Genomic DNA, 26,386 nt, shown 5'->3' with positions numbered 1-26,386 from the left:
GAAAACTCACAAGTCAAATGGCTCAGGATCTCCCGCCCCTCAACGCCCTGCGCGCCTTCGAGGCCACGGCTCGGCTCAACAGCGTCAGCCAGGCCGCCGAAGCGCTTCACGTGACCCATGGTGCGGTCAGTCGGCAGCTCAAGGTGCTCGAGGAGCATTTGGGGGTGGTGCTTTTCGTCAAGGAAGGACGCGGCATCAAACTCACAGATGCCGGCGTGCGCCTGCGCGATGCCAGCTTCGAGGCGTTCGACCGCTTGCGCGGCGCCTGTGCCGAATTGGCCCGTGATGCCGACGAAGCGCCGTTCGTGCTGGGCTGCTCCGGCAGCCTGCTGGCGCGTTGGTTCATCCCCCGGCTTGGGCGGCTGAAGGCTGACCTGCCGGAACTGCGCCTGCACCTGTCCGCCGGTGAAGGCGACCTCGACCCACGCCGCCCAGGGCTGGATGCGCTGCTGGTGTACGCCGAGCCGCCCTGGCCTGCGGACATGCAGGTGCATGTGCTCGCCGAGGAGCGCATCGGCCCGGTACTGAGCCCGCTGTGCGAAAGCTTCGATCGTTTGAAGGCCGCGCCAGCCGTGGCTTTGCAACGATTCGCGGTATTGCACACCACGTCCCGTCCACAAGCCTGGCCAACCTGGGCGCGCCAGCATGGCCTGGCCGCCGAGGGCCTGCAGTACGGCCAGGCCTTCGAGCACTTGTACTACCTGCTGGAGGCTGCAGTGGCCGGGTTGGGGGTGGCCATCGCGCCGCAACCGCTGGTGGCGGATGACCTCAAGGCCGGGCGGCTGGTCGCGCCCTGGGGCTTTTCCCCGACCCCGGCGGCCCTGGCGCTCTGGGTACCCCGGCGCGCCGCGGACGGGCGCGCCGAGCAACTGGCGCATTGGCTGCGCCAGGAACTACAGCGCCAGGCCGGTTAGTTGCGCCGGCACATCAGGTAGGCGGCCAGCAGGCCAAGGGCGCCCACCGCCACGCCGGCGGTGGTCCAGGGGTGTTCCTGGGCATAGTCGCGGGTGGCGATGCCGGTCTGGCGGGTGCGGGTCTTGACCTCGTCATAGGCATCGCTGAGCAGGCTGCGCGAGTGCTTGAGGGCGTTCTCGGCATTGCCGCGCAGCGCCTTCATGGTCTTGTGGGACTCTTCCGAGGCATCGTGCTTGAGGTGCTCCAGGGCCTTGAGCAGGCTCTCGATCTCGGCTTCCATGCTTTCCAGCGACGCTTTGCGCAGCGAGTTGTGGGCCATGGTGACTCTCCTTCGCGGTAGTGGGCTGTACTGGTTGCGACTGCGCGGCTTGGCGAAAGTGCGATCGAACTTTCCCCTGCGACGATGGCTCGCAGGTAAACCAGGCCTGTGCTGCTAGGCTCAACTGACACCCACTCAAGGAGAGCGCTCATGTCGGATCACCATACCTACAAGAAGATCGAACTGGTCGGCTCCTCGCCCACCAGCATCGAGGACGCGATCAACAATGCCCTGGCCGAGGCGGGCAAGAGCATCAAGCACCTGGAATGGTTCGAGGTGGTCGATACCCGCGGGCATATCCGCGACAACAAGGCCGCGCATTTCCAGGTGACGCTGAAGGTCGGCTTCCGTATCGCCAACAGCTGAAACAAGGCTAGGCTTGCCCGGCATGATCGGGTAATAAGGTCCCAGGGCGCGTGCTTCGCGCCCTTTTCGTCTTTGATCAGTACAAGGAAAGCGATCGATGAACAAACTGATTCTGGCCGTGGGCCTGATGGTATTGGCCGGTGGTGCAATGGCGGCAGGCAAGCCCTGCGAGGAGCTCAAGGCGGAGATCGCCGCCAAGCTCGATGCCAAGGGCGTGCAGGGTTATTCGCTGGAGATCGTCAAGAAGGGCGAGCCGGCCGGCAAGGTGATCGGCAGCTGCGAGGGCGGCACCAAGGAAATCGTCTACCGCCGCGGTTGACTGTTGGCGTCTTCGCCGGCAAGGCCGGCTCCTACAGGTTAGGTGTAGGAGCCGGCCTTGCCGGCGCAGGGCCTCACGCGGTCTGCAGTGCCTGCGCCATCAGCTCATAGGACTTGAGCCGGTCCGCATGCTCGTACAGGTCGCTGGTGAAGATCAGCTCGTCCGCGCCGGTCTGTTCCAACAGCACCTCCACCTTGGCCCGCACCTTCTGCGGGCTGCCGATCATCGCCAGGCCCAGGAAGCTGCTTACCGCCTCGCGCTCATGGGGCAGCCACAGCCCGTTCATGCTTTCGACTGGCGGGCGCTGCATCAAGCTCTGACCGCGGATCAACGCCAGAATGCGCTGGTACACCGAGGTGGCCAGGTACTCGGCCTTCTCGTCAGTTTCGGCCACCACCATCGGGATACCCAGCATCACGTAGGGTTTGTCCAGCGTCGTCGATGGCTTGAAGTGGTCGCGGTAGATGCGGATCGCCTCGTGCATGTAGCGCGGCGCGAAATGCGAGGCGAAGGCATAGGGCATGCCGCGCATGCCGGCCAGTTGGGCGCTGAACAGGCTGGAGCCGAGCAGCCACAGGGGTACCTCGGTGTCATGGCCGGGCACGGCGATGACCTTCTGGTCGTCGGTGCGCGGGCCCAGGTAGCGCGATAGCTCCTCGACATCGTCGGGGAAATCGTCGGCGCTGCCGGAACGCTCGCGGCGCAGCGCGCGGGCGGTCATCTGGTCGGAACCCGGGGCGCGGCCCAGGCCCAGGTCGATGCGGCCGGGGTACAGGCTGGCCAGGGTACCGAACTGCTCGGCCACCACCAACGGCGCGTGGTTGGGCAGCATCACCCCACCGGAGCCCAGGCGAATGGTCGAGGTGCCACCCGCCAGATAGCCAATCAGCACGGCGGTGGCCGAGCTGGCGATGCCGTCCATGTTGTGGTGCTCGGCCACCCAGAAGCGGTTGTAGCCGAAGCGCTCGACGTGCTGCGCCAGGTCCAGCGAGTTGCGCAGCGCTTGCGCCGGGCCGCCGTCGGCGCGCACCGGCACCAGGTCGAGGGTGGAAATCTTCAGGTCTCGCAGGTGGGTCATCGGAGCCTCCGCTACAGGTGGTTGGCCAAGGGCCTTCTGGACTCTGTATGGGCACATTCGGCGGATTCAATGCCTGGTCATGGATTGATCTGAACTTGGCGGGGGCCCTGGCCTCAGAAACTTACATACCAAAACCCTGTGACCAGGAGGCAGCATGAAAAAGTCGGCATCGGCGGTCTGGCAAGGTGGCCTGAAGGATGGCAAGGGCCAGATATCCACTGAAAGCGGCGCGCTCAAGCAGGCGCCCTATGGCTTCAACACCCGCTTCGAGGGCAGCCCCGGGACCAATCCGGAGGAGCTGATCGGCGCCGCACATGCCGGGTGCTTCTCCATGGCGCTGGCGATGATGCTCGGTGAAGCGGGCTTCACCGCGGAGCGTATCGATACCCACGCCGAGGTGAGCCTGGACAAGCAGGCCGATGGCTTTGCCATCACGGCGGTGCACCTGACCCTCAAGGCCAGCGTGCCGGGCGCCAGCGAGGCGCAGTTCCAGGAAGTCGCCCACAAGGCCAAGGCTGGTTGCCCGGTGTCCAAGGTGCTCAACGCGACCATCAGCCTGGAGGCGACGCTACTGCCGTAGGCGGCGCAACGGCGGCCGATTGCTGTAGTCTAATCTGCGTCGGCAGCCCGCCTGCCTTACCAGGAGCCGTTCCCCATGATTCGCGTAACCCTCGCCGTGCTGGCCTCCCTGCTGGCTACGGCGGCACTGGCCGCGCCCAAACCGTGCGAAGAATTGAAGGCCGAGATCGAGGCGAAGATCCAGGCGCGCGGGGTCAGCTCCTACACGCTGGAAATCGTGCCCAACGCCGAGGTCAGCGACCCCAACATGATCGTGGGCAGTTGCGAGGGCGGGACGAAGAAGATCGTCTACCAAAAGAACGATCGATAGCCCTGGCGCGTCCCTACCTGTAGCAGCCAGCCTGGCTGGCGAACCAGGCGCCGCAGTATCTGGCGCAGGCTACGGCGGCTTTCAAGGAATGCAGAACACGTTGCTAGGCTCGTTCACCACCACCTTGCGATTGCCGTCGTACAGCAGCACCTGCGGCTGCATCGCGGGTGCCCTGGCCTCAAGGCGATAGCGCTCGCCAGCCTTGAAGTCGTTGAAGCGCACGGTGAGATAGCAGGTGCGTTCGGTCGGGTCGGTGCTCATACCACCGGCATAGATCTCGTAGTCGAAACGCACCACCAGCTCATGCTTGCCCGGCGTCACCTGGAAATAACGACCATCGTCCAGGCGCTGGCCGTCGAGGCGGTCGGCCATCAAGGTGCGGCCGGGGGTGATGGTGTACATGTCGATCCAGGCCTTGCCGGGGTCGGTGGGGGGCAAGGGGCTGGCGCAAGCCCCCAGGGCACTGAGGGCCATCAGCATCATGGGCTGGCGCATGGCGAAACTCCCGCTCGCGGTTCACAGGCTACAAGCATAGCGCCGTTCGCGGCGTTCAGGTGCGTTGGCAGCCTGCCGGTTCGCCCTGGCCGATCAGCTTCTGCTGCTGGTCGTACAGCTTGATCCACGGGCGAAAGCCGATGCTGCCAGCCTGCATCTGATAACGCTGCCCGGCGCTGAAGCCCTTGTAGCTGAGGTTGAGCTGGCAGTCGCGCCACAAGGGCTGCGCGACTGGGCCGATATTGCTCGGGGCCACGGGGAACTGGTAGCGCACGGTCAGTTCGTGGTTACCGGGCTGCACTTCGAAATAGCGGGTATCGGCCCAGGCGCGTTCGTCGACCAGGACGGCGTGCAGCGAATCGTTGTCGCCGGGGGCGAGGTCGATCCAGGCCTGGTTCGGATCGGGATCGGGCAAGGTGGCACAACCGGACAGCAGCACAAGTGTGCCGACGGCAAACAGAGTACGCATGGCGAAGCTCCCCCTGGGCGAGATAGTCTTGGTCGCATTCGGCCGACGAGCGAGATAGACAGCCTCGATGTTTGGACTTTTTCTTTTCATGCGCTGCAGCCGTCGGGCTCTGGACCGCGTTTTCACCGGGTTGGTTCCCGTTGCCCTGGGTGTCCTGCTGAGCGGTTGCTCCAGCCTGGCTTACTACGGCCAGCTGGCCGAGGGGCAGTGGCAACTGCTGCGGGCCCGGCAGCCGGTGGACAAGGTGATCGCCGATCCGGCCACCGGCCCGCTGCTGCGCCAGCACCTGCAAGTGGCGCAACAGGCCCGGGTATTTGCCAGCGAGCAGCTCAAGCTGCCGGACAACCGCAGCTATCGGGTGTACGCCGACCTGGGCCGGCCCTATGTGGTGTGGAACCTGTTCGCCACCCCGGAGCTTTCGCTGCAGCCGGTGACCCACTGCTTCCCGATTGCCGGTTGCGTGGCCTACCGCGGCTATTACCAGCAGGGCGCGGCCCGCGGCGCGGCGGCGTTGCTGCGTGCGGACGGGCTGGATGTCTACGTCGGCGGCGTCGAGGCCTATTCCACCCTGGGCTGGTTCGACGACCCGATCCTGTCGAGCATGGTCGGCTGGGGCGACGAGCGCCTGGCCACGGTGATCTTCCACGAGCTGGCGCACCAGCGGTTCTATGTGCAGGACGATACCGCGTTCAACGAGTCGTTCGCCTCCTTCGTCGAGCAGGAGGGTACGCGGCAATGGCGGGCCGCGCGTGGCCTGGCAGCGACCGAGGCCGCCAGCGGCGCGCAGCGCGAGCAGTTCATTCGCCTGGTATTGGCCAGCCGCGAGCGCTTGCAGGCGATCTATGCCGGGCCGCTGGATGATCCGGGCAAGCGGCTGGCCAAGCAGGCCGAATTCGAGCGGTTGCGCCGCGAGTACCGCGAGGTGCGGGATCGGGACTGGGCCGGGGATCGGCGCTTCGATGCCTGGATCCATGGGCCGATGAATAATGCCAAGTTGTTGCCGTTTGGGCTTTATGATCAGTGGGTTCCGGCGTTTTCTCAGCTGTTCAAGGATGTTGGTGAAGATTGGCTGCGGTTTTACCAGCGAGTCGAAGAATTGGGACGGATGCCCATTGATAGGCGCAAGGCGCAGTTGCAGCGTTTGATGCCTTCGCCGGGCAAGTCGCAGCGGTGAACTGGCGCTGCGACTTGCCCCGCGAAGAGGTCAGCGCATAAAGGCCTGGTGCAATTCAGCCAGCGTCTCGAAATGGAACGCTGGCGTCTCGGCCTGCAGTTCCTCCCGGCTGCCGAACCCATAGCCCACCGCCACCGCCTGCAAGCCATTGCTGCGTGCGCCGATCAGGTCATGCTTGCGGTCGCCGATCATCAAGGTCTGCGCCGGGTCCAGCCGCTCTTCGTCCAGCAGGTGGCGGATCAGCTCGACCTTGTTGGTACGGGTACCGTCCAGCTCGCTGCCGTAGATCACCTTGAAGTGATGGTCGAAGGCGAAGTGCCGGGCGATCTCGCGGGCGTATTCCCACGGTTTTGAGGTGGCGATGTACAGCGTGCGGCCTCGGTCGTTGAGCGCCTGCAGCAGTTCGGGCACGCCGTCGAACAGCAGGTTTTCGTACAGCCCGGTGACCTTGAAGCGCTCGCGATAGAAGTTCACCGCCTCCCACGCCTTGGCCTGGTCGAAGCCGTAGAACTGCATGAACGCCTGCAGCAAGGGGGGGCCGATGAAGTGCTCGAGGCGGGTGAGGTCCGGTTCGTCGATGCCCAGCTTGGCCAGGGCGTACTGGATCGAGCGGGTGATGCCCTCGCGGGGGTCGGTCAGGGTGCCGTCGAGGTCGAAGAGGATGTTTTGCTGGTGCATGGTTTTCTCTGTATCGGTTGGCCTTCGTGCAAACAATTGCTTCGCCCTGCTCCTGCAACGAGGTATGCGTGGGCGTTACTGGTCGTAGCCTTCGGCCAGATGCTGGTCCTTGAGCTTGACGTAGTTGCCGGCGCTGTAGGCGAAGAACGCGTGCTCCTGCTCGCTCAGCAGGCGCACCTGCTTCACTGGGCTGCCCATGTACAGGTAGCCACTGACCAGGCGCTTGCCCGGCGGCACCAGGCTGCCGGCACCGATGATCACCTCGTCTTCGACGATGGCGCCGTCCATGACCGTGCTGCCCATGCCGACCAGGATGCGGTTGCCCAGGGTACAGCCATGCAGCATGACTTTGTGGCCAATGGTCACCTCGTCGCCGATGATCAGCGGGAAACCGTCGGGATTGAACGGCCCGGCGTGGGTGATGTGCAGCACGCTGCCATCCTGCACGCTGGTGCGCGCGCCGATGCGGATGCGGTGCATGTCGCCGCGCACCACCGTCAGCGGCCATACCGAACTGTCCTCGCCGAGCTCGACATCGCCGATGACCACCGCCGAACGGTCGACGAAGGCGCGCGGTCCAACTTTGGGCGTGTGGGCCTGGAACGTGCGGATGGCCATGATAGTGTTCCTCTGCAATGCCGATAGGCGGGCTGCCTGCTGCGGTCGGCGTCGATTGTAATTAAGATGGTCCCGTGTTTCTCCTGCCAAGGTACCCGAACCGTGAGTACGAACAACCCGCTGCTGCAGTCCCATGATCTGCCGCCCTTCTCGGCCATTCGCCCCGAGCATGTGCTGCCGGCGATCGAGCAGATCCTCGCCGACAACCGCAAGGCTATCGCCGAGATCCTCGAACAGCAGGGCAAGAACCCGACCTGGGCCGGCCTGGTGCTGGCCATGGACGAACTGAACGACCGCCTGGGCGCCGCCTGGAGCCCGGTCAGCCACCTCAACGCGGTATGCAACAGCCAGGCGCTGCGCGAGGCCTATGAAGCGTGCCTGCCGGCCCTGAGCGCCTATTCCACCGAACTGGGGCAGAACCGTGCCCTGTTCGAAGCCTACCAGGCCCTGGCCGCCAGCCCCGAAGCCGCAGGCTTCGACGTGGCGCAGAAGACCATCCTCGATCACGCCCTGCGCGACTTCCGCCTGTCGGGTATCGACCTGCCGGCCGACCAGCAGCAGCGCTATGCCGAAGTGCAGAGCAAGCTCAGCGAACTGGGCAGCCGCTTCTCCAACCAGTTGCTCGACGCCACCCAGGCCTGGACCAAGCACGTCACCGATGAAGCCGCGCTGGCCGGGCTGACCGACTCGGCCAAGGCACAGATGGCCGCCGCCGCGCAGGCCAAGGGCCTCGATGGCTGGCTGATCACTCTGGAATTCCCCAGCTACTACGCGGTGATGACCTACGCCAGTGACCGCGCCCTGCGCGAAGAACTGTACGCCGCCTACTGCACCCGCGCCTCCGACCAGGGCCCGAACGCCGGCCAGTTCGACAACGGCCCGGTGATGGGAGAGATCCTCGACCTGCGCCAGGAGTTGGCCAAGCTGCTGGGCTACCCGAACTTCGCCGAGCTGAGCCTGGCCACCAAGATGGCCGAATCCAGCGACCAGGTGCTGAGCTTCCTGCGTGACCTGGCCAAGCGCTCCAAGCCGTTTGCCGCCCAGGACCTGGAGCAGCTCAAGGCCTATGCCGCCGAGCAGGGCACCGCCGAGCTGGCCAGCTGGGATGCCGGCTACTTCGGCGAGAAGCTGCGCGAGCAACGCTACAGCGTGTCGCAGGAAGCGCTGCGCGCCTACTTCCCGATCGACAAGGTGCTGGGCGGCCTGTTCAGCATCGTGCAGCGCCTGTACGGCATCGAGATCGCCGAGCTCAAGGGCTTCGACAGCTGGCATCCGGACGTGCGCCTGTTCGAGATCAAGGAAAACGGCCAGCATGTCGGGCGCTTCTTCTTCGACCTCTACGCCCGCGCCAACAAGCGCGGCGGCGCCTGGATGGATGGCGCCCGCGACCGGCGCCGCACCGCTGCCGGCGCGCTGCAGAGCCCGGTGGCCAACCTGGTGTGCAACTTCACCCCGGCCGCGCCTGGCAAGCCAGCGCTGCTGACCCACGACGAAGTCACCACCCTGTTCCACGAGTTCGGCCATGGCCTGCACCACCTGCTGACCCGCATCGAGCATGCCGGCGTGTCCGGTATCAACGGCGTGGCCTGGGACGCAGTGGAACTGCCGAGCCAGTTCATGGAGAACTGGTGCTGGGAGCCTGAAGGCCTGGCGCTGATCTCCGGCCACTTCGAGACCGGCGCGCCACTGCCCCAGGACCTGCTGGACAAGATGCTGGCGGCGAAGAACTTCCAGTCCGGCATGATGATGGTGCGCCAGCTGGAGTTCTCGCTGTTCGACTTCGAGCTGCACGCCACCCATGGCGATGGCCGCGGCGTGCTGCAAGTGCTCGAGGGCGTGCGCGACGAAGTCTCGGTGATGCGCCCGCCGGCCTACAACCGCTTCCCCAACAGCTTCGCGCACATCTTCGCCGGCGGTTACGCGGCGGGCTACTACAGCTACAAATGGGCCGAAGTGCTGTCAGCCGACGCCTTCTCGCGCTTCGAGGAAGAAGGCGTGCTCAATGCCGAAACCGGTCGCGCGTTCCGCGAGGCCATCCTGGCCCGTGGCGGCTCCCGCGAGCCGATGGTGCTGTTCGTCGACTTCCGTGGCCGTGAGCCTTCCATCGATGCATTGTTGCGCCACAGCGGCCTCAGCGAGGACGCGGCGGCATGAGCGAGGTAGCCGTGAGCAAGAGCAAGCGCCGCTTCATCGCCGGGGCGGTATGCCCGGCGTGCAGCGAGATGGACAAGCTGATGATGTGGAACGAGGACGGCGTGCCGCACCGCGAGTGCGTGGCCTGTGGGTTCACCGACACCCTCAACGAACAGGGGCTGTCGGTGCCTTCGGAGCTGGGCACGCGGGTCAACCACCTGGCGCCGAAGGCGGCGCCGGCCAAGGTGCAGACCGTGCAGTTCTTCCCCAATCCGAAGCTGAAGAAACCGGCCGAGTAAGGCCGTCATGCGGTCCGGGCGTGATGCCCGGGCCGCCTGTTTTTCGCGGTACCGGGTAGTAGGTGTGCAACGCACCCAGCGCCAGGTGGCCTTCCATGCTCGCCAGATTTTCAACTGAGCGAGATGGTCCCCATGTCTTCCGTTAACCCCCTCCTGCAACCCAGCGCCACGCCTGTCGACTACGCCGCGGTGACCCTGGCCAACGCCCGCGAGGCGTTTGCCCATGCCCTCACGGCCCACCGCGATGGCATTGCCCGGATCATCGCGCAGCAACGTGAGCTGCCGACCTGGGATGACCTGGTCCTGGCGATAGATGAGCTGGATGCACAGCTCAATGCCGTGCTGCTGGCGGCGTCGCCCCTGGCCTACCAAGGCGACGATTGGGTGCGCCTGCTCAACGAATCCTACGGGCAGTTGCTCAGTCGATTCGACGAAAAACTGGCCTGTGCGCAATTGCGCGACCTGTACCAGCAACTGGCAGAGCGCATGGGCATGAACCTCGATGCCCATGAGCGTGCCACCTTGCAGTGGTACCGCGATGCCTTCGTCCGGCACGGCGCGCAGCTGGATGAGGCAGGCAAGGGGGAACTTGCGCAGATCAACGAAAAAATCCAGGAACTCGCCTACATGTTTGGCGAAAACATGCAGCTGCCAGGCACTCATGTCAGTGACCCTGCCTTGCTGGCGGGGCTGCCCGTGAAGATGCGCGAAGCCTTGGCGGCGCAGGCCAGGCTCCAAGGCAAGTCGGGTTGGCTGATTGGCACCGATGTCAGCTCGACCCAGGCGCTGCTCGATCAGGCCGCTGAGCGCAGCCTGCGCGAGGCGGTCTATCGTCGCCACCATCAGCGTGGCGTCAGCAGCGATGCGCAGCAGGACAATGGCACCCACCTGCTCAACCTGGCCCTGCAGCGTGAAAAGAAGGCGCGCTTGCTGGGCTTTGCCGACTACCCGGCGCTGAGCTTGCGCGCCAAGAGCGCCGGTAACCCGGAGCAGCTGCGGCGCTTCCTGAATGACCTGGCGGCGCGCATCAAACCGCTGATGATCAAGCGGCGCGAGGCATTGCAGGCGCAGGCACACCAGCATGGGCTAGGCGTCTTGCAACCTTGGGACCGGCGCTACGTGCAAACCCTCGAGCGCCAGGCCAGGCAGTTGCTCACCCTGGATACCTTCCGGGAGTTCTTCCCGTTGCCGAAAGTGATCGACGCCTTGGTCGAGCTGGTGCGCAAGCTGTTCGGGCTGAAGCTGGTCGCCGATGCAACGCCCGCCACAATGGCGGTATGGCATCCAAGCGTCAGGGCCTTCGAAGTGTGGCTCGACCAGGCGCTGGTCGGCTATTTTTACCTGGATGCCGAGCAATATCCCGGCAAGCAGCCCGACCTGGTGGCGACCCGCTACGTGCGCAACCGGCGGGTCGATGCGGAGGGCCGCTTCCACCCCGCAGTGGTGATGGCCTTCAGCGACGTCCCGCAGGGCAGCCCTGCCCTGCTCGACCCTACCGGCCTGCTCAAGCTGTTCCATGAGTTCGGCCATGCCATGCACCATCTGCTGGTGCGCACCACCAACCATGTGGTTTCCGGGGTGAGCAACCTGGGCGCGGACGGCGTCGAGGTCTTCAGCAAGCTGTTCGAGCGCTGGGCCTGGGATGCCGACTACCTGGCGGGGATCTCGGCGCACCAGGACGACGGTCGGGCAATCGAGCGCGAGGCGCTGCAAGCCTTGCTCACCAGCTTGCGCGGCGTGGCGCTCGAGCAGACCGCCAATGACCTGGCCCTGGCCTTGTTCGACCTTGACCTGCACGCCACGCCCAGTGACGGCAGAAGCCTGCGCCAGCGCCTGGACGAGGCGCGTGAGCGTTGCGGCTTCTGGCCGCTGGAGCAATATGAGCATCCGGCGCATGCCTTCGAGCATCTGCTGAGCTACTACGACGCCGGGTACTACGCCTATGTCTGGTCGGACGTGCAGGCTTTCGACCTGTTCACCCGGTTCCAGCGCAATGGCCTGCTGGATCGCGCCAGTGGTGCGGCCTTGCAAGGGGCGCTACTCGACAGCGGCGCTGCCCGCCCGCTGCAAGAAGGCATGCGCGCGTTCCTGGGCCGCGAGCCGAACGCTGATGCCTTCCTCGCCTGGCATGGCCTGAGCTGACCGAAGGCGCTGGCCGTTTGCTCGAGCCCCTTGTACTGTATAAAAACACAGTACAAGGGGCCGCTCATGATTCCGCCAGCACCGCAACGAGGCCGTGGCACGGTTCACAACCCGCACAACCGCTTCGCCCCACGCCTGTCGGTGGTGGAGGACGACGGCTGGCACCAGGAGGTTCCGTCCACCCAGGGCACCGAAGTGCGAGTGGAAGCGGCCAGGACCATCATCAGCCGCAACACCTCGCCCGACCTGCCTTTCGACCGCGCCATCAATCCCTACCGTGGCTGCGAGCATGGCTGCATCTACTGCTACGCCCGCCCCAGCCATGCCTATTGGGACCTCTCCCCTGGCCTGGACTTCGAGACCAAGCTGATCGCCAAGACCAACGCCGCCGAGGTGCTCGAGCAACAGCTGAGCAAGCCGGGCTATGCCTGTGCGCCGATCAACCTGGGTTCCAACACCGACCCTTACCAGCCCATCGAGCGCGAACAGCAACTGACCCGGCGCCTGCTGGAGGTGCTGCTGCGCTACCGCCACCCGGTGACCATCGTCACCAAGGGCTCGCTGGTGCTGCGCGACCTCGACCTGCTGGCCGAACTGGCCAGCCAACGCCTGGCGCGGGTGATGATCAGCCTGACTACCCTCGACGACGAACTCAAGCGCACCCTGGAGCCACGGGCAGCGGCGCCCAAGGCGCGACTGCGGGCGATCCGCGTGCTGCGTGAGGCCGGGGTGCCGGTGGGCGTGCTGTGTTCGCCGATGATCCCGATGATCAACGACAGCGAGCTGGAGCATCTGTTGGAGGCGGCCAGGGAGGCCGGGGCGCAGAGCGCGGCGTACATGCTGCTGCGCCTGCCGCTGGAGGTGGCGCCGCTATTCGAGCAGTGGTTGCACGATCATTACCCGCAACGCGCCACCCATGTACTGAGCCTGATTCGCCAAAGCCGTGGCGGCGAGCTGTACGACAGCCGGTTTGGGGCGCGGATGCGCGGTGAAGGCGTGTTTGCCGAACTGCTGGCGCAGCGCTTTGCCAAGGCTGCCAGGCGATTGGGCTTCGAAGCTCGCGAGCAGGTGAGGCTCGATTGCAGCGCCTTCTGCCCGCCAGGCGGCCAGATGGCGTTGTTTTGATAACATCAGTTGGGCTGGGGTAAGCCGATAATTCTGCTCATGACCCTTGGCAACTGATGCTTTTTTGCTATTATCCAGATCCCGCCAAACCGCTCTAGGACGCCAGTTCCAGAGTGTTCGCAATTAAGTTTCAGTTAAGTTTCCTACGCTAGCGTAAGTCATCAGTCCGCAGCGACTGTGATTATTTACCCGTGCGTGTCATCTAAATCCCCGCGTCACTGCAATCTTTCCCCGGTAACATGGCATTCACTTTCAACAAACCGCCAAGAGGATGAATCATGCCCGTCAAGGACCCCTCCAAGGTCGTCCCGGCTGCGCCCGCCGAAAGCGCCGAAGCCGCCATGAAGCATATCGTCGACGGCTTCCTGCGGTTTCACACCGAAGTCTTCCCCGAGCAGCAGGAGCTGTTCAAGAAGCTGGCCACCGCGCAGAAGCCGCGCGCCATGTTCATCACCTGCGCCGACTCGCGCATCGTCCCCGAGCTGATCACCCAGAGCTCGCCGGGCGACCTGTTCGTCACCCGTAACGTCGGCAACGTCGTACCGCCTTATGGGCAGATGAACGGTGGTGTATCGAGTGCCATCGAATACGCGGTACTGGCCCTGGGCGTGCACCACATCATCATTTGCGGCCACTCTGACTGCGGCGCCATGCGTGCGGTGCTCAACCCGCATTCGCTGGACAAGATGCCCACCGTTGCCGCCTGGCTGCGCCATGCCGAAGTCGCGCGCACGGTGATCGAGGACAACTGCTCCTGCGGCAGCGAGCACGAAAGCATGCAACTGCTGACCAAGGAAAACGTCATCGCCCAGCTGCATCACCTGCGCACCCACCCATCGGTGGCCTCGCGCCTGGCGGCCGGGCAGCTGCATATCCATGGCTGGATCTACGACATCGAAACCAGCCAGATCGAAGCCTACGATGCCGCCAGCGACCGCTTCCTGCCGCTGACGGCCGGCGAGTCGATCCCCTCCGCTACTCCGAGAGGCCGCTACTAAGCGACCCGACCACGCTGCAACAACCTTGATTGCCGGCTGCACCCGATGGGTGCGGCGCGGCCTTCGCCTGCCTTGAATTTCCCTGGACACCTTGCCGGCAAGCTTGCTGGCGGCCCGCGCCTGCGCGCGACTCAGGGATCCCCGTGCCTGCGGCCAGAGGAATGGCCGTGAACTTGAGAAAGGAGCGTCATGGTGAACAAGACACAGATCAAAGCGGCATTGCCGCGCGAATTGCTGGCCTCGGTGGTGGTGTTCCTGGTCGCCCTGCCCTTGTGCATGGGCATCGCCATCGCCTCCGGCATGCCGCCGGCCAAGGGCCTGATCACCGGCATCATCGGCGGTATCGTGGTGGGTTTCCTGGCGGGCTCGCCGCTGCAGGTCAGCGGCCCGGCCGCGGGCCTGGCGGTGCTGGTGTTCGAGCTGGTGCGCCAGCACGGCGTGGCCATGCTTGGGCCGATCCTGCTACTGGCCGGTGTGTTGCAACTGTTGGCCGGGCGCCTGCGCCTGGGCTGCTGGTTCCGGGTGACGGCGCCGGCGGTGGTGTACGGCATGCTCGCCGGTATCGGCGTGCTGATCGTGCTGTCCCAGGTGCATGTGATGTTCGACTCGGCGCCGCAGCCTTCAGGTGTGGATAACCTGCTGGGTTTCCCTGCGACACTGGCTGCGGCCCTGGCGCTGGAAAGCGCGGGCAATGGCTGGCAGGCCGGCGCCCTGGGCCTGGGTACCATTGCCATCATGTGCGGCTGGGAGCGCTGGCGGCCGCAGCGGTTGCGGTGCGTGCCGGGGGCCTTGCTCGGGGTGGCGGCGATGACGGCCACCAGCCTGTGGCTGGCGCTGCCGGTCAACCGCGTGCAAGTGCCGGCCGACTTGTCCGAGGCCATCGACTGGCTGCGCCCGGACGACCTGTTGGCGCTGGCTGACCCGAGCCTGCTGGTGGCCGCCTTCGCCCTGGCCTTCATCGCCAGTGCCGAGACCCTGTTGTCGGCGGCGGCGGTGGACCGCATGCACAGTGGCCAGCGCTCGGACTTCGACCGTGAGCTGTCGGCACAGGGCATCGGCAACATGCTGTGCGGCGTGCTCGGTGCGCTGCCGATGACCGGGGTGATCGTGCGCAGCTCGGCCAATGTGCAGGCCGGCGCGCAAACCCGCGCCTCGGCGATCCTGCATGGCTTGTGGCTACTGGCGTTCGTGGTGGTGCTGGGCAGCCTGCTGCAGCAGATTCCGGTGGCCAGCCTGGCCGGCGTGCTGGTCTATACCGGCGTGAAGCTAGTCGACTTCAAGGCGTTCCGGGGGCTGGGCCGATATGGACGGATGCCGATGTTCACCTATGCGGCGACGGCGTTGGCGATCATCTTCACCGACCTGCTGACCGGTGTGCTGCTGGGCTTTGCCCTCACCTTGCTGAAGCTGGCGTTGAAGGCGGCGCGGTTGAAGATTGCCCTGGTGAGCCTGGGCGAGCCGGGGCACATGGAGCTGCGCCTGAGCGGTGCGGCGACTTTTCTCAAGGTGCCGGCGCTGACCCAGGTGCTCGATGGCGTGCCGCCAGGGACCACGCTGCATGTACCGCTGGGCAACCTGAGCTACATCGACCATGCCTGCCTGGAACTGCTGGAAGACTGGGGGCGCAGCCAGGCGGCCAAGGGCACGCGGCTGGTGCTTGAGCAGCGGCGGTTGAAGCGGCGGGTCGAGGGACGGTTGCGCACGACGGCGGGGGTTGGGGTTTAGCCTGGCAGATTGCTGGGGCCGCTTTGCGGCCCTTTCGCGACACAAGGCCGCTCCTACAGGAGCGCGCGTGCCCCTGCAGGCGCGGCCTTGCGCAGCAGCCCCGGCAATATCGAATGTTACTCAGGCCGATTGCCCCAACTCCACACCCAGCTGGCGCGACAGGCACGGCCAGCGCTTCCAGGCCTGGCCAGTGGCCGGGCTCGACAGCTTGTCGCGGTAGGCCTCCACCGACTCCACGGCAAAGCTCTCCTCGCTGAGCATTTCGTCCACCGAGTGATGCACCACCTCATCCAGCTGGTTGGCGAAGGTCTCGCCGATCAGCTGGTGGGCGATCAGGTTGGCGACGGTGGTGTCCACCGGGATCAACGGCTGCTTCAGGTGGCGGATATACAGGTCGTTGACCTCCTCCACCAGGCGATGGGCCAGGTAGGCCTCGTCCAGCAGGCAGTCCAGCCCGACCTGTCCGGCCATCACGCTCGGCGGCTGCAGGAAGTAGGCTTCGGCGATCTTCAGCACCGGTTTGATCTGCGACTCGATACCGGCCTCGACTGCCACTGTGTGCGCGGCTTCGAGCAGTTCCGGTACCTCGTTGATATAGGCGCCGACGAAGCGCGCCAAAGTACCCTGTGCGTCCTGCTGGGGTAGCTGAATCGAAGGATGCAAATGCGGCAGTTGCTGCTCGAGGCGTTGCTTCAATTGGCCGGTCTGGCGTTCGTGTTGATGGGCATTTTCGATCTGCTCGCGTACAGCAGCGATGTTCATGACAACTCCAGGGACAAGGCGTTACAAACGGAAGACACTAAGTTAGCTTGCTTACGAGAATGGCTAAGACGCATTTGTTATATCACTGAGACACGTGTAGGAAATTCGCTATATCACTATGCCATCATTGTGCCAGAGCCCAGTATTCATGGGGCTTTCAGCGCAAACGTTTGGTTTCATGAAGTTGATTTCATGCCCTGCGTTGCGCGCCATTGGTCGGTGGCTATACTCCCGGTGAAACGTGATTCGTTGATGAGGCCCGACTGCCTTTAGCAGGGGGCTCGGTCGTCGAAGCCAGGCAGTCTTGGCCGCCGTTCCCCCCTTTGTCGTAGCAGGTCGTCCACGCCTCCGGGACTACAAGAACGATAAGGGGAACCCGCAATGATGCGACATCCACATGTCTGGATGGGCCTGTTGCTGTGGTCGGTATTCGGACAGGCACACGCCGCATGGACGGTGAACATGGCCCCCGGGGCGACGGACGTCTCCCACGCCGTGTTCGACCTGCACATGACCATCTTCTGGATCTGCGTGATCATCGGCATCGTGGTGTTCGGCGCGATGTTCTGGTCGATGGTCATCCACCGCCGCTCCACCGGCCAGCAACCGGCGCACTTCCACGAGCACACCTGGGTCGAGATCCTCTGGACCGTGGTGCCCTTTCTGATCCTCGTGGCCATGGCCATCCCGGCGACCAAGACCCTGATCGACATCTACGACGCCAGCGAATCGGACATCGATATCCAGGTCACCGGCTACCAGTGGAAATGGCACTACAAGTACCTGGGCCAGGACGTCGAGTTCTTCAGCAACCTGGCCACCCCCGCCGATCAAATTCACAACAAGGCGCCCAAGGATGAGCACTACCTGCTCGAAGTGGACCAGCCGCTGGTGTTGCCGGTGGGGGCCAAGGTGCGCTTTTTGGTGACCGCCGCCGACGTGATCCACTCCTGGTGGGTGCCGGCCTTCGCGGTCAAGCGTGATGCCATCCCAGGCTTCGTCAACGAGGCCTGGACGCGTATCGAGAAGCCCGGCATCTACCGCGGCCAGTGCACCGAACTGTGCGGCAAGGACCACGGCTTCATGCCGGTCGTGGTCGAGGTCAAGTCCAAGGCCGACTACGAAACCTGGCTCGGCGAGCGCAAGGCCGAGGCCGCCAAGCTCAAGGAGCTGACCAGCAAGGAATGGACGCTCGAAGAGCTGGTCGAGCGCGGCGACAAGGTTTACCACACCACCTGCGTGGCCTGTCACCAGGCCGAGGGCCAGGGCCTGCCGCCAATGTTCCCGGCGCTCAAGGGCTCGAAGATCGCCACCGGGCCGAAGGAAGGCCACCTGGGCATCGTCTTCCACGGCAAGCCGGGCACCGCCATGGCCGCCTTCGGCAAGCAGCTCTCGGAAGTCGATATCGCCGCCGTGGTCACCTACGAGCGCAACGCCTGGGGCAACAACAAGGGCGACATGGTCACGCCGAAGGACGTGCTGGCGCTCAAGCAGGCCGAAGGCCAATGAACCGGCTCACTCGCGGCAATCAACGGATTGCAGGAGACAGGACATGAGTGCAGTGATCGACGACCACGCCCCCGGCCATGAGCACGCCCACGGCCCGGCCAAGGGCCTGATGCGCTGGGTACTGACCACCAACCACAAGGACATCGGCACGATGTACCTGTGGTTCGCCTTCTGTATGTTCCTGCTCGGCGGCTCGTTCGCCATGGTGATACGCGCCGAGCTGTTCCAGCCCGGGTTGCAGATCGTGGAGCCTGCGTTCTTCAACCAGATGACCACCATGCACGGCCTGATCATGGTGTTCGGCGCGGTGATGCCGGCCTTCGTCGGCCTGGCCAACTGGATGATCCCGCTGATGATCGGCGCGCCCGACATGGCCCTGCCGCGGATGAACAACTTCAGCTTCTGGCTGCTGCCGGCGGCGTTTCTGCTGTTGGTCTCGACCCTGTTCAGCCCCGGCGGCGGGCCGAACTTCGGCTGGACCTTCTACGCCCCGCTGTCGACCACCTACGCCCCGGCCAGCGTGACCTTCTTCATCTTCGCCATCCACCTGATGGGCATCAGCTCGATCATGGGTGCGATCAACGTGATCGCCACCATTCTCAACCTGCGCGCCCCGGGCATGACCCTGATGAAGATGCCGCTGTTCGTCTGGACCTGGCTGATCACCGCGTTTTTGCTGATCGCAGTGATGCCGGTGCTGGCCGGGGTGGTGACCATGATGCTGATGGACATCCATTTCGGCACCAGCTTCTTCAGTGCCGCCGGCGGCGGCGACCCGGTGTTGTTCCAGCATGTGTTCTGGTTCTTCGGCCACCCCGAGGTGTACATCATGATCCTGCCGGCCTTCGGCGCGGTCAGCTCGATCATCCCGGCGTTCTCGCGCAAGCCGCTGTTCGGCTACACCTCGATGGTCTACGCCACCGGGGCGATCGCCTTCCTGTCGTTCATCGTCTGGGCCCACCACATGTTCGTGGTCGGCATTCCGGTGGTCGGCGAGCTGTTCTTCATGTACGCCACCATGCTGATTGCGGTGCCCACCGGGGTGAAGGTGTTCAACTGGGTCAGCACCATGTGGGAAGGCTCGCTGACCTTCGAAGCACCGATGCTGTTCGCCATCGCCTTCGTCATCCTGTTCACCATCGGCGGCTTCTCCGGGCTGATGCTGGCCATTGCCCCGGCCGACTTCCAGTACCACGACACCTACTTCGTGGTGGCGCACTTCCACTACGTGCTGGTGCCCGGAGCGATCTTCGGCATCTTCGCCTCGGCCTACTACTGGCTGCCCAAGTGGACCGGGCACATGTACGACGAAACCCTGGCCAAGCTGCACTTCTGGCTGTCGTTCGTCGGCATGAACCTGGCCTTCTTCCCCATGCACTTCGTCGGCTTGGCCGGCATGCCGCGGCGTATCCCGGACTACAACCTGCAGTTCGCCGACTTCAACATGGTCTCGTCGATCGGCGCGTTCATCTTCGGTGCCACGCAGGTGTTCTTCCTGTTCATTGTCATCAAGTGCATCCGTGGTGGCGCGCCGGCCCCGGCCAAGCCCTGGGATGGCGCCGAGGGCCTGGAGTGGTCGGTGCCGTCGCCGGCGCCTTACCACACCTTCCAGACCCCGCCGGACGTGAAGTAGGAGCCTGCCCATGGACGGCCTGTCGCTCAGACGCCTGGTCACCCGCCTGCTGATGCTGACGGTGGTGATGTTCGCCTTCGGTTTTGCCCTGGTGCCGATCTACGACGTGATGTGCAAGGCCTTCGGCATCAACGGCAAGACCGGCGGGCAGTACGCCGGCAGCCAGGTCAGCGACCCGTCGCGTTCGGTGCGGGTGCAGTTCATGTCGACCAACGCCGGCGACATGAGCTGGGAGTTCCATTCCACCGCCGACCAGCTCGAGGTCAACCCCGGGGCGGTCAACCAGATGATCTTCATCGCCCGCAACCCCACCGACAAACCCATGAGTGCCCAGGCCATCCCCAGCATCACCCCGGCCGAGGCGGCGGCGTACTTCCACAAGACCGAGTGCTTCTGCTTCACCCAGCAGGTGCTGCAGCCCGGCGAGCGCATCGAGATGCCGGTGCGCTTCATCGTCGACCGCGACCTGCCGGACGCGGTGAAACACCTGACACTGGCCTACACCTTGTTCGACATCACCGCTCGCCACCCCCCGGTCGCCGCGACCGCGGGCGCCCGTTGAGGGAAGGAGATCCGCCATGGCAAGCCACGAGCACTACTACGTCCCGGCGCAGAGCAAGTGGCCGATCATCGCCACGATCGGCCTGTTCATCACCGTGTTCGGCCTGGGCACCTGGTTCAACGACCTCAAGGCCGGCCACCCGGAATCCCACGGGCCGCTGATCTTCTTCGTCGGCGGGCTGTTCCTGGCGTACATGCTGTTCGGCTGGTTCGGCGCGGTGGTCAAGGAGAGCCACGCCGGGCTGTACAGCGCGCAGATGGACCGCTCGTTCCGCTGGGGCATGAGCTGGTTCATCTTCTCCGAGGTGATGTTCTTCCTGGCTTTCTTCGGCGCGCTGTTCTACGTGCGGGTGCTGGCCGGGCCGTGGCTGGGAGGTGAAGGGGACAAGGGCGTGGCGCACATGCTCTGGCCCAATTTCGAGTTCGTCTGGCCGTTGTTGCACACGCCCGACCCGAAGCTGTTCCCGCCGCCCAAGGAGGTGATCGACCCGTGGCACCTGCCGCTGATCAACACCATCCTGCTGGTGAGTTCCAGTGTCACCGTGACCATCGCCCACCATGCCCTGCGCAAGGGGCACCGTGGCGCGCTGAAACTGTGGCTGGGGCTGACCATCCTGTTGGGGATCGCGTTTCTCGTGCTGCAGGCCTACGAGTACCACGAGGCCTACAACGAGCTGGGGCTGACCCTGGGGTCGGGGATCTACGGGGCGACGTTCTTCATGCTTACCGGGTTCCATGGTGCCCACGTGACCTTGGGCACCGTGATCCTGTTCGTGATGTTCTGCCGGGTGCTGCGCGGGCATTTCAACCCGGACAAGCATTTCGGGTTCGAGGCGGCCAGCTGGTACTGGCACTTCGTCGATGTGGTGTGGGTGGGGTTGTTCATCTTTGTGTATGTGCTTTGACGGGTTGCGCGACCCTTTGTAGGAGCGGCCTTGTGTCGCGATGGGCTGCGCAGCAGCCCCAGGATCTCGGCGCCATGGGCAATCGCCGGGGCTGCTGCGCAGCCCTTTCCGACCGGTCCGACGCTTCGGCAAGGCCGCTCCTACAGGGATCGAGATAATTCAGAACGGCGCGTGCGACACCAATTGCCCGCTGAAGAACCCCCAGGCCACCAGCCCGACGGTCAGGGTGGCGAGGGTGACGCGCAGGGTGAGGGCCTTGAGCAGGCGGGTCGACTGGTCGTCGTCCTTGACCAGGAACACCAGGCCACTGAACAGGCTGGCGATGGTGGCCAGCAGCATCAGGACAATCGCGGCCTTGAGCATGGCGAAACTCCGGGGGGATGCGGTGATGAGGACAAGTATAGCGTTCGACCTCGCGGGGCCGCGGTGAAGCCGTTTCGCCCCGGGCTGGTGCCGACCCTGGTGGTGCTTGCGCTGCTGCCGGGGCTGATCGCGCTTGGCTGCTGGCAACTGCGCCGGGCCGATGAGAAGCGCCTGTTGCTGGACACCTACACCGCGCGCCAGGCCCAGGCGCCGGTGGCCGTGGCGCAACTGCAGCAGTTGCCGGACCCGGCGTTCCAGGCGGTACACCTGCAGGGCCGCTTCGACGGCGAACACAGCCTGTTGCTGGATAACCAGATGCGCGACGGCAAGGCCGGCGTCGAGCTGCTGCAACCGTTTCACGATCAGGCCAGCGGCCGCTGGCTGCTGGTCAACCGCGGTTGGCTGCCTTGGCCGGATCGCCGCGTACCGGTCCACTTCGACACGCCCGAGCGCACCCTGACCCTTGACGCCTCGGTCTATGTCGCCCCGGGCAAGACCTTCCAGTTGCACCCCGACCCCGCCAGCGGCCAGTGGCCGCAACTGCTCACCGCCGTCGACCCGAGCACGCTCTGGCAGCAGTTGGGCCGCGACGGCTTTGCCCATGAACTGCGCCTGCAAGCGGGCCCGGCCACCTACCGGCTGGATTGGCCGGTGGTGGCGATGGGCCCGGAAAAGCACCTGGGCTACGCCGTGCAGTGGTTCGCCCTGGCCAGCGCACTGGTGCTGCTCTACCTCTATTTCGGCTGGCATCACAACGACAAGGAGAACCGCCATGGCCGTCGCCACGCGTCCACTGGACACGCCTGAAGCTGGCAAGCCCCGAGCCCGCGGGCGCTTGCAGCTGTTGCTGATCCTGTTCGTCGTGCTCGGGCCGATGATCCTCGCCACCAGCATGTACAAGCTGCAGTTCTGGGTGCCGGAAGGGCGCAGCTATCACGGGGCGATGATCGGCAATGGCCAGGGCCGCGCCGATATCGGCATCGATGCCCAGGAATCGCGCTGGCAACTGCTGGTCAGCGCGCCGCAGGCCTGCGCGCAGGACTGCCAGCAACTGGTGTACCTGGCCCGGCAGATCCAGATCGGCCTGGGCCGCGATGCCAGCCGCGCCAGCCATGCCTTGGCCGCCGCCCAGCCACTGACGGCGGACTACCTGGCGCTGCTGGGCCGCGAGTACCCACAGTTGCAGCGCTACCCGCTGGATGCCGCGCGCTATCGCGCCAAGGTGGCCGAACCCGGCCCGCAACTGTGGATCGTCGACCCCCACGGCAACCTGGTGCTGCGCTACGACGCCAAGGTCAATGGCAAGCAGGTGCTGGATGACCTGCGCCACCTGCTCAAGCTGTCCAACATCGGCTAGGAGGCTGTCATGGCCAGACCCGGATTCCGCCTTGCTGTGTTCGCCACCCTGCTGGCGCTGCTGGTGGTGTTGCTCGGCGCCTACACGCGGCTGACCCACGCCGGCCTGGGTTGCCCCGACTGGCCGGGTTGCTATGGCTTCATCGGCGTGCCGAAAAGCGCAGCCCAGCTGGCCCATGCCGAGCAGCACTTCCCCGAGCACCCAGTGGAAGCGGCCAAGGGCTGGGCGGAGATGACCCATCGCTATTTCGCCGGCACCCTGGCGCTGGTGATCGCCCTGCTTGCCTTCCAGGCCGTGCGCCGGCATGCCCGCGACGGCCAGCCGTACCGCCTGCCGCTGTTGCTGCTGGGGGTGGTGCTGGCACAGGCGGCGTTCGGCATGTGGACGGTAACCCTGAAGCTCTGGCCGCAGGTGGTCACCGCCCACCTGCTTGGCGGGTTCACCACCCTGAGCCTGTTGTTCCTGTTATCGCTGCGTCTATCCCGGGCCTTTGCGCCTTTGCCGAAGCTGCCGCTGAGCCTGCGCCGGATCGCCGCGTTGGCGCTGCTGGTAGTGATCGGGCAGATCGCCCTGGGCGGCTGGGTCAGCGCCAATTACGCCGCCGTTGCCTGCATCGACCTGCCCACCTGCCATGGTCAGTGGTGGCCGGCGGCGGACTTCAGCAACGGCTTCCACCTGACCCAGCACGTCGGGCCCAACTACCTGGGCGGGCAGCTGGACAGCGATGCGCGCACGGCCATTCACCTCAGCCACCGCCTTGGCGCGTTGATGGTCACGGCGGTGCTGCTGATGCTTGCCTGGAAGCTGCATCGCCACGGTCAGGGCGGCCTGGCCCGCCTGGTGCTGCTGGCCCTGGCGCTGCAACTGAGCCTTGGCATCAGCAATGTGCTGCTGCACCTGCCGCTGGGCGTGGCCGTGGCACACAACGCCGGGGGCGCCCTGCTGCTGCTGAGCATGGTGCTGGTGAACTATCGCATCCGCGTGGCCGACAAGGTGCGCGTGGGCCATGGCTGGCGCCTGCGGCCGATCACCAGCGTGGGCATTTCCCATCACATGAGGAACGACTCGTGGCGACGCTTCTGAGCACGGATCGCCCACGCGCCGGTTGGCGCGACTACATGGAGCTGACCAAACCCAAGGTGGTGGTGCTGATGCTGATCACCTCGCTGGTGGGCATGTTCCTCGCCACCCGCGCGGGCGTGGCCTGGAGCGTGCTGCTGTTCGGCAACCTCGGCATCGCCTTGTGCGCGGGGGGCGCGGCGGCGGTCAACCACGTGCTGGACCGGCGCATCGACGCGCTGATGGCCCGCACCCACAAGCGTCCATTGGCCCAGGGCCGGGTCGCGCCAGTGCCGGCCTTGCTGTTCGCCCTGCTGCTGGCCTTGGCGGGGATGGGCCTGCTGCTGGTGTTCACCAACCCCCTCACCGCCTGGCTGACGCTGGCCTCGCTGTTGGGCTATGCGGTGCTCTATACCGGCTATCTCAAGCGGGCCACGCCGCAGAATATCGTGATCGGCGGCCTGGCCGGGGCGGCCCCGCCATTGCTCGGCTGGGTGGCGGTGAGCGGTCATGTGAGCGCCGAGCCATTGCTGCTGGTGCTGATCATCTTCGCCTGGACCCCACCGCACTTCTGGGCCCTGGCCATCCACCGCAAGGCCGAGTACGCCAAGGCCGATATTCCCATGCTGCCGGTGACCCATGGCGAGCGCTACACCGCCCTGCATATCCTGCTCTACACCTTGATTCTGCTGGCCGTGAGCCTGCTGCCGTATGCCATCCACATGAGCGGCCCGCTCTACCTGGCCTGTGCCCTGGGGTTGGGCCTGCGCTTCCTGCAGTGGGCCTGGGTGTTGTACCGTGGCACCCGGCCGCACGCGGCGATCGGCACGTTCAAGTACTCTATCGGCTACCTGTTCGCCCTGTTCATCGCGTTGCTCGTTGACCACTACCTGTTGCTGAACCTATGACCCGAACCCAGAAAACCGTCTTCATCCTCGTTGCCCTGGTCGCGCTGATCATGGGCCTGACCGTCAACAAGGTGCTCAACGACCGCGGTCAGTTGAACCCCACCGAACTGATCGACGCCGGCATCATCCTGCTGCCGCAGAGCCGTACCGTGCCGGACGTGAGCATGACCGACCAGAACGGCCAGCCGTTGGCGCTGGACCAGCTCAAGGGCAAGTGGTCGTTGCTGTTCTTCGGCTACACCTACTGCCCGGACATCTGCCCGACCACCCTCGCCCAGCTGCGCCAGGTCAAGAGCGAGCTGCCCAAGGAGGCGCTGGAGCGTCTGCAGGTGGTGCTGGTGAGCGTCGACCCGCACCGCGACACGCCGAACCAGCTCAAGCAGTACCTGGGCTATTTCGACAAGGATTTCGTCGGGGTGGCGGGGTCGATCGAGGATACCCAGAAGTTGGCCAATGCCTTGAGCATCCCGTTCATTCCGGCCGATACCAGCAAGCCGGGGTATACCGTGGATCACAGCGGCAACCTGGCCATCGTCGGCCCGGATGGTCGTCAGCGCGGGTTCATTCGTGCGCCGTTCAACAACCAGAAGCTGGTGGCGCAGTTGCCGGGGCTGGTCAAGCGGGATTGAGATCGGCGGGCCTGCTGCGCAGGCCTTTCGCGACACAAGGCCGCTCCTACAGAGAATCGCGTGTCCTCTGTAGGAGCGGCCTTGTGTCGCGATGGGCCGCAAAGCGGCCCCGGGGATGTCAGCTTAGAATGCCGGCACCACAGCGCCCTTGTACTTCTCGGTGATGAACTGCTTCACCTCGGGCGAGTGCAGGGCCTGCACCAGTTTCTTCACCGCGTCCGCGTCCTTGTTGTCCTCGCGGGTCACCAGGATGTTCACGTAGGGCGAATCGCTGCCTTCGATGGCCAGCGCGTCCTTCTGCGGGTTGAGCTTGGCTTCCAGCGCGTAGTTGGTGTTGATCAGGGCGGCATCGACCTGGGTCAGCACGCGCGGGATGGTGGCCGCTTCCAGTTCGCGGAACTTCAGGCCTTTCGGGTTCTCGGCGATGTCCTTGATGGTCGACAGGATGTTCTTGTTGTCCTTGAGCTTGATCACCCCGGCCTTGTCCAGCAGCAGCAGGGCGCGGCCGCCGTTGGTGGCGTCGTTGGGGATGACCAGCGCGGCGCCGGATGGCAGCTCGTCGAGCTTCTTGTACTTGCTCGAGTAAACGCCCAGGGGCTCGATGTGCACGCCGGCGACGCTCACCAGGTGGGTACCCTTGGCCTTGTTGAACTCATCGAGGTACGGCTGGTGTTGGAAGAAGTTGGCGTCCAGGCGCTTTTCCGATACCTGCACGTTCGGCTGGATGTAGTCGGTGAACTCCTTGACCTTCAGCTCCACGCCCTCCTTCGCCAGCTGTGGCTGTACGAACTTGAGGATCTCGCCGTGCGGCACCGGCGTGGCGGCGACGGTCAGGGTCTCGGCGTTGGCCGAGAAGGCCGCGACGGCGGCGACAACAGCAAGCAGCTTCTTCATTGATCACTCCTTGTGAGGGCCGCGACGGCCCCCGAACGGGTCGGCCGGGCCGACCCCATTGGGG

The 26,386-nt window shown here is 65.1% G+C and carries 30 protein-coding genes; 21 read left to right on the top strand and 9 right to left on the bottom strand.

Annotated elements, in window-relative coordinates; translation table 11 throughout:
- Positions 1-17 precede the first annotated feature (17 nt).
- Positions 18-914 carry a LysR family transcriptional regulator gene (locus KSS95_RS02930; protein ID WP_217851546.1) on the top strand — a complete coding sequence of 299 codons (897 nt, stop codon included), beginning with the start codon at positions 18-20 and terminating at the stop codon, positions 912-914.
- On the opposite strand, the gene KSS95_RS02925 is transcribed toward KSS95_RS02930, so the two are convergent.
- Positions 911-1,234 (bottom strand): ElaB/YgaM/YqjD family protein, encoded by a 324-nt coding sequence (locus KSS95_RS02925; protein ID WP_217851545.1) that lies wholly within the window; start codon positions 1,232-1,234, stop codon positions 911-913. The two genes, KSS95_RS02930 and KSS95_RS02925, sit on opposite strands and share 4 nt — an antisense overlap.
- A 150-nt stretch (positions 1,235-1,384) precedes the next feature.
- Between KSS95_RS02925 and KSS95_RS02920 the strand changes: the two genes are divergently transcribed.
- Together KSS95_RS02920 and KSS95_RS02915 are read left to right on the top strand one after the other, a co-directional pair.
- Positions 1,385-1,600, top strand: a complete 216-nt coding sequence (locus tag KSS95_RS02920; RefSeq protein WP_042121737.1) for a dodecin — start codon at positions 1,385-1,387, stop codon at positions 1,598-1,600.
- A 97-nt stretch (positions 1,601-1,697) separates the two neighbouring features.
- On the top strand, positions 1,698-1,919 hold the full coding sequence (locus KSS95_RS02915) for a DUF1161 domain-containing protein (protein WP_217851543.1): 222 nt from the start codon (positions 1,698-1,700) through the stop codon (positions 1,917-1,919).
- 73 nt (positions 1,920-1,992) lie between these two features.
- Here the strand turns inward: KSS95_RS02915 and KSS95_RS02910 are convergent, their stop codons facing one another.
- Positions 1,993-2,997 carry an LLM class flavin-dependent oxidoreductase gene (locus KSS95_RS02910; protein WP_217851541.1) on the bottom strand — a complete coding sequence of 335 codons (1,005 nt, stop codon included), beginning with the start codon at positions 2,995-2,997 and terminating at the stop codon, positions 1,993-1,995.
- Between the two features lie 154 nt (positions 2,998-3,151).
- Between KSS95_RS02910 and KSS95_RS02905 the strand changes: the two genes are divergently transcribed.
- Together KSS95_RS02905 and KSS95_RS02900 are read left to right on the top strand one after the other, a co-directional pair.
- Complete coding sequence (locus tag KSS95_RS02905) at positions 3,152-3,577, top strand: OsmC family protein (RefSeq protein ID WP_217851539.1); 426 nt, start codon at positions 3,152-3,154, stop codon at positions 3,575-3,577.
- 75 nt (positions 3,578-3,652) lie between these two features.
- Positions 3,653-3,886, top strand: a complete 234-nt coding sequence (locus KSS95_RS02900; protein ID WP_217851537.1) for a DUF1161 domain-containing protein — start codon at positions 3,653-3,655, stop codon at positions 3,884-3,886.
- 81 nt (positions 3,887-3,967) lie between these two features.
- Here KSS95_RS02900 and KSS95_RS02895 read toward each other — a convergent pair whose 3' ends face one another.
- Both KSS95_RS02895 and KSS95_RS02890 read right to left on the bottom strand, forming a co-directional pair.
- Positions 3,968-4,381, bottom strand: coding sequence for a PA0061/PA0062 family lipoprotein (locus KSS95_RS02895; RefSeq protein ID WP_217851535.1), 414 nt, complete (start codon positions 4,379-4,381; stop codon positions 3,968-3,970).
- 55 nt (positions 4,382-4,436) lie between these two features.
- The gene (locus KSS95_RS02890) at positions 4,437-4,850 is read right to left on the bottom strand and encodes a PA0061/PA0062 family lipoprotein (protein WP_217851533.1); all 414 of its coding nucleotides are present in this window, start codon (positions 4,848-4,850) and stop codon (positions 4,437-4,439) included.
- Positions 4,851-4,938: 88 nt separating this feature from the next.
- Between KSS95_RS02890 and KSS95_RS02885 the strand changes: the two genes are divergently transcribed.
- Positions 4,939-6,024, top strand: a complete 1,086-nt coding sequence (locus KSS95_RS02885) for an aminopeptidase (protein ID WP_217851531.1) — start codon at positions 4,939-4,941, stop codon at positions 6,022-6,024.
- A 30-nt stretch (positions 6,025-6,054) separates the two neighbouring features.
- Here the strand turns inward: KSS95_RS02885 and KSS95_RS02880 are convergent, their stop codons facing one another.
- Together KSS95_RS02880 and KSS95_RS02875 are read right to left on the bottom strand one after the other, a co-directional pair.
- A complete protein-coding gene (locus tag KSS95_RS02880) occupies positions 6,055-6,702 on the bottom strand; it encodes an HAD family hydrolase (RefSeq protein WP_217851529.1) in 648 nt (215 codons plus the stop codon).
- A gap of 75 nt (positions 6,703-6,777) precedes the next feature.
- The gene (locus KSS95_RS02875) at positions 6,778-7,320 is read right to left on the bottom strand and encodes a gamma carbonic anhydrase family protein (protein WP_134689074.1); all 543 of its coding nucleotides are present in this window, start codon (positions 7,318-7,320) and stop codon (positions 6,778-6,780) included.
- Between the two features lie 102 nt (positions 7,321-7,422).
- Here KSS95_RS02875 and prlC point away from each other — a divergent pair, with 102 nt between their 5' ends.
- The 6 genes from prlC (at position 7,423) to KSS95_RS02845 (ending at position 15,742) form a co-directional block, all read left to right on the top strand.
- Entirely contained in the window at positions 7,423-9,474 is a 2,052-nt protein-coding gene (prlC, locus tag KSS95_RS02870) for an oligopeptidase A (protein ID WP_225935557.1), read from the top strand.
- Positions 9,471-9,752, top strand: coding sequence for a YheV family putative zinc ribbon protein (locus tag KSS95_RS02865; protein ID WP_217851525.1), 282 nt, complete (start codon positions 9,471-9,473; stop codon positions 9,750-9,752). Before prlC ends, KSS95_RS02865 begins: the two co-directional genes overlap by 4 nt.
- 132 nt (positions 9,753-9,884) lie before the next feature.
- A complete protein-coding gene (locus KSS95_RS02860; RefSeq protein ID WP_217851523.1) occupies positions 9,885-11,894 on the top strand; it encodes a M3 family metallopeptidase in 2,010 nt (669 codons plus the stop codon).
- Between the two features lie 66 nt (positions 11,895-11,960).
- The gene (locus KSS95_RS02855) at positions 11,961-13,019 is read left to right on the top strand and encodes a PA0069 family radical SAM protein (protein WP_217851521.1); all 1,059 of its coding nucleotides are present in this window, start codon (positions 11,961-11,963) and stop codon (positions 13,017-13,019) included.
- 278 nt (positions 13,020-13,297) lie between these two features.
- Positions 13,298-14,017, top strand: coding sequence for a carbonic anhydrase (locus KSS95_RS02850; RefSeq protein WP_134689069.1), 720 nt, complete (start codon positions 13,298-13,300; stop codon positions 14,015-14,017).
- Between the two features lie 189 nt (positions 14,018-14,206).
- Positions 14,207-15,742, top strand: coding sequence for a SulP family inorganic anion transporter (locus tag KSS95_RS02845; RefSeq protein ID WP_217851519.1), 1,536 nt, complete (start codon positions 14,207-14,209; stop codon positions 15,740-15,742).
- Between the two features lie 120 nt (positions 15,743-15,862).
- Here KSS95_RS02845 and KSS95_RS02840 read toward each other — a convergent pair whose 3' ends face one another.
- Positions 15,863-16,504 carry a hypothetical protein gene (locus KSS95_RS02840; RefSeq protein ID WP_217851517.1) on the bottom strand — a complete coding sequence of 214 codons (642 nt, stop codon included), beginning with the start codon at positions 16,502-16,504 and terminating at the stop codon, positions 15,863-15,865.
- Between the two features lie 381 nt (positions 16,505-16,885).
- Between KSS95_RS02840 and coxB the strand changes: the two genes are divergently transcribed.
- From coxB to KSS95_RS02820, 4 genes are read left to right on the top strand one after another with little or no spacing between them, the layout of a single operon-like run.
- Positions 16,886-18,013, top strand: a complete 1,128-nt coding sequence (gene coxB / locus KSS95_RS02835) for a cytochrome c oxidase subunit II (RefSeq protein WP_217851515.1) — start codon at positions 16,886-16,888, stop codon at positions 18,011-18,013.
- Between the two features lie 43 nt (positions 18,014-18,056).
- On the top strand, positions 18,057-19,646 hold the full coding sequence (gene ctaD / locus KSS95_RS02830) for a cytochrome c oxidase subunit I (protein WP_217851513.1): 1,590 nt from the start codon (positions 18,057-18,059) through the stop codon (positions 19,644-19,646).
- Positions 19,647-19,656: 10 nt separating this feature from the next.
- Positions 19,657-20,208 carry a cytochrome c oxidase assembly protein gene (locus tag KSS95_RS02825; protein WP_217851511.1) on the top strand — a complete coding sequence of 184 codons (552 nt, stop codon included), beginning with the start codon at positions 19,657-19,659 and terminating at the stop codon, positions 20,206-20,208.
- 16 nt (positions 20,209-20,224) lie between these two features.
- Entirely contained in the window at positions 20,225-21,112 is an 888-nt protein-coding gene (locus KSS95_RS02820) for a cytochrome c oxidase subunit 3 (protein ID WP_217851509.1), read from the top strand.
- 159 nt (positions 21,113-21,271) lie between these two features.
- Here KSS95_RS02820 and KSS95_RS02815 read toward each other — a convergent pair whose 3' ends face one another.
- Positions 21,272-21,475: a twin transmembrane helix small protein gene (locus tag KSS95_RS02815; RefSeq protein ID WP_217851507.1), complete on the bottom strand. Its 204-nt coding sequence runs from the start codon at positions 21,473-21,475 to the stop codon at positions 21,272-21,274.
- Positions 21,476-21,538: 63 nt separating this feature from the next.
- On the opposite strand from KSS95_RS02815, the gene KSS95_RS02810 reads away from it, so the two are divergent.
- From KSS95_RS02810 to KSS95_RS02790, 5 genes are read left to right on the top strand one after another with little or no spacing between them, the layout of a single operon-like run.
- On the top strand, positions 21,539-22,282 hold the full coding sequence (locus KSS95_RS02810) for an SURF1 family protein (RefSeq protein ID WP_217851505.1): 744 nt from the start codon (positions 21,539-21,541) through the stop codon (positions 22,280-22,282).
- Complete coding sequence (locus tag KSS95_RS02805) at positions 22,248-22,832, top strand: PA_0111/PP_0108 family redox-active disulfide protein (protein WP_217851503.1); 585 nt, start codon at positions 22,248-22,250, stop codon at positions 22,830-22,832. Before KSS95_RS02810 ends, KSS95_RS02805 begins: the two co-directional genes overlap by 35 nt.
- 9 nt (positions 22,833-22,841) lie before the next feature.
- Entirely contained in the window at positions 22,842-23,915 is a 1,074-nt protein-coding gene (locus tag KSS95_RS02800) for a COX15/CtaA family protein (protein WP_217851493.1), read from the top strand.
- Positions 23,900-24,799, top strand: a complete 900-nt coding sequence (gene cyoE, locus KSS95_RS02795; protein ID WP_217851491.1) for a heme o synthase — start codon at positions 23,900-23,902, stop codon at positions 24,797-24,799. The genes KSS95_RS02800 and cyoE overlap by 16 nt, the downstream gene beginning before the upstream one ends.
- Positions 24,796-25,428: an SCO family protein gene (locus tag KSS95_RS02790; RefSeq protein ID WP_217851489.1), complete on the top strand. Its 633-nt coding sequence runs from the start codon at positions 24,796-24,798 to the stop codon at positions 25,426-25,428. Before cyoE ends, KSS95_RS02790 begins: the two co-directional genes overlap by 4 nt.
- 123 nt (positions 25,429-25,551) lie before the next feature.
- Here KSS95_RS02790 and KSS95_RS02785 read toward each other — a convergent pair whose 3' ends face one another.
- Positions 25,552-26,322 carry a MetQ/NlpA family ABC transporter substrate-binding protein gene (locus KSS95_RS02785; protein ID WP_217851487.1) on the bottom strand — a complete coding sequence of 257 codons (771 nt, stop codon included), beginning with the start codon at positions 26,320-26,322 and terminating at the stop codon, positions 25,552-25,554.
- Positions 26,323-26,386 lie beyond the last annotated feature (64 nt).

Source organism: Pseudomonas muyukensis, from assembly GCF_019139535.1.
GTDB classification, from domain to species: Bacteria; Pseudomonadota; Gammaproteobacteria; order Pseudomonadales; family Pseudomonadaceae; genus Aquipseudomonas; species Aquipseudomonas muyukensis.
This window is presented reverse-complemented; position numbering and strand designations above follow the sequence as displayed.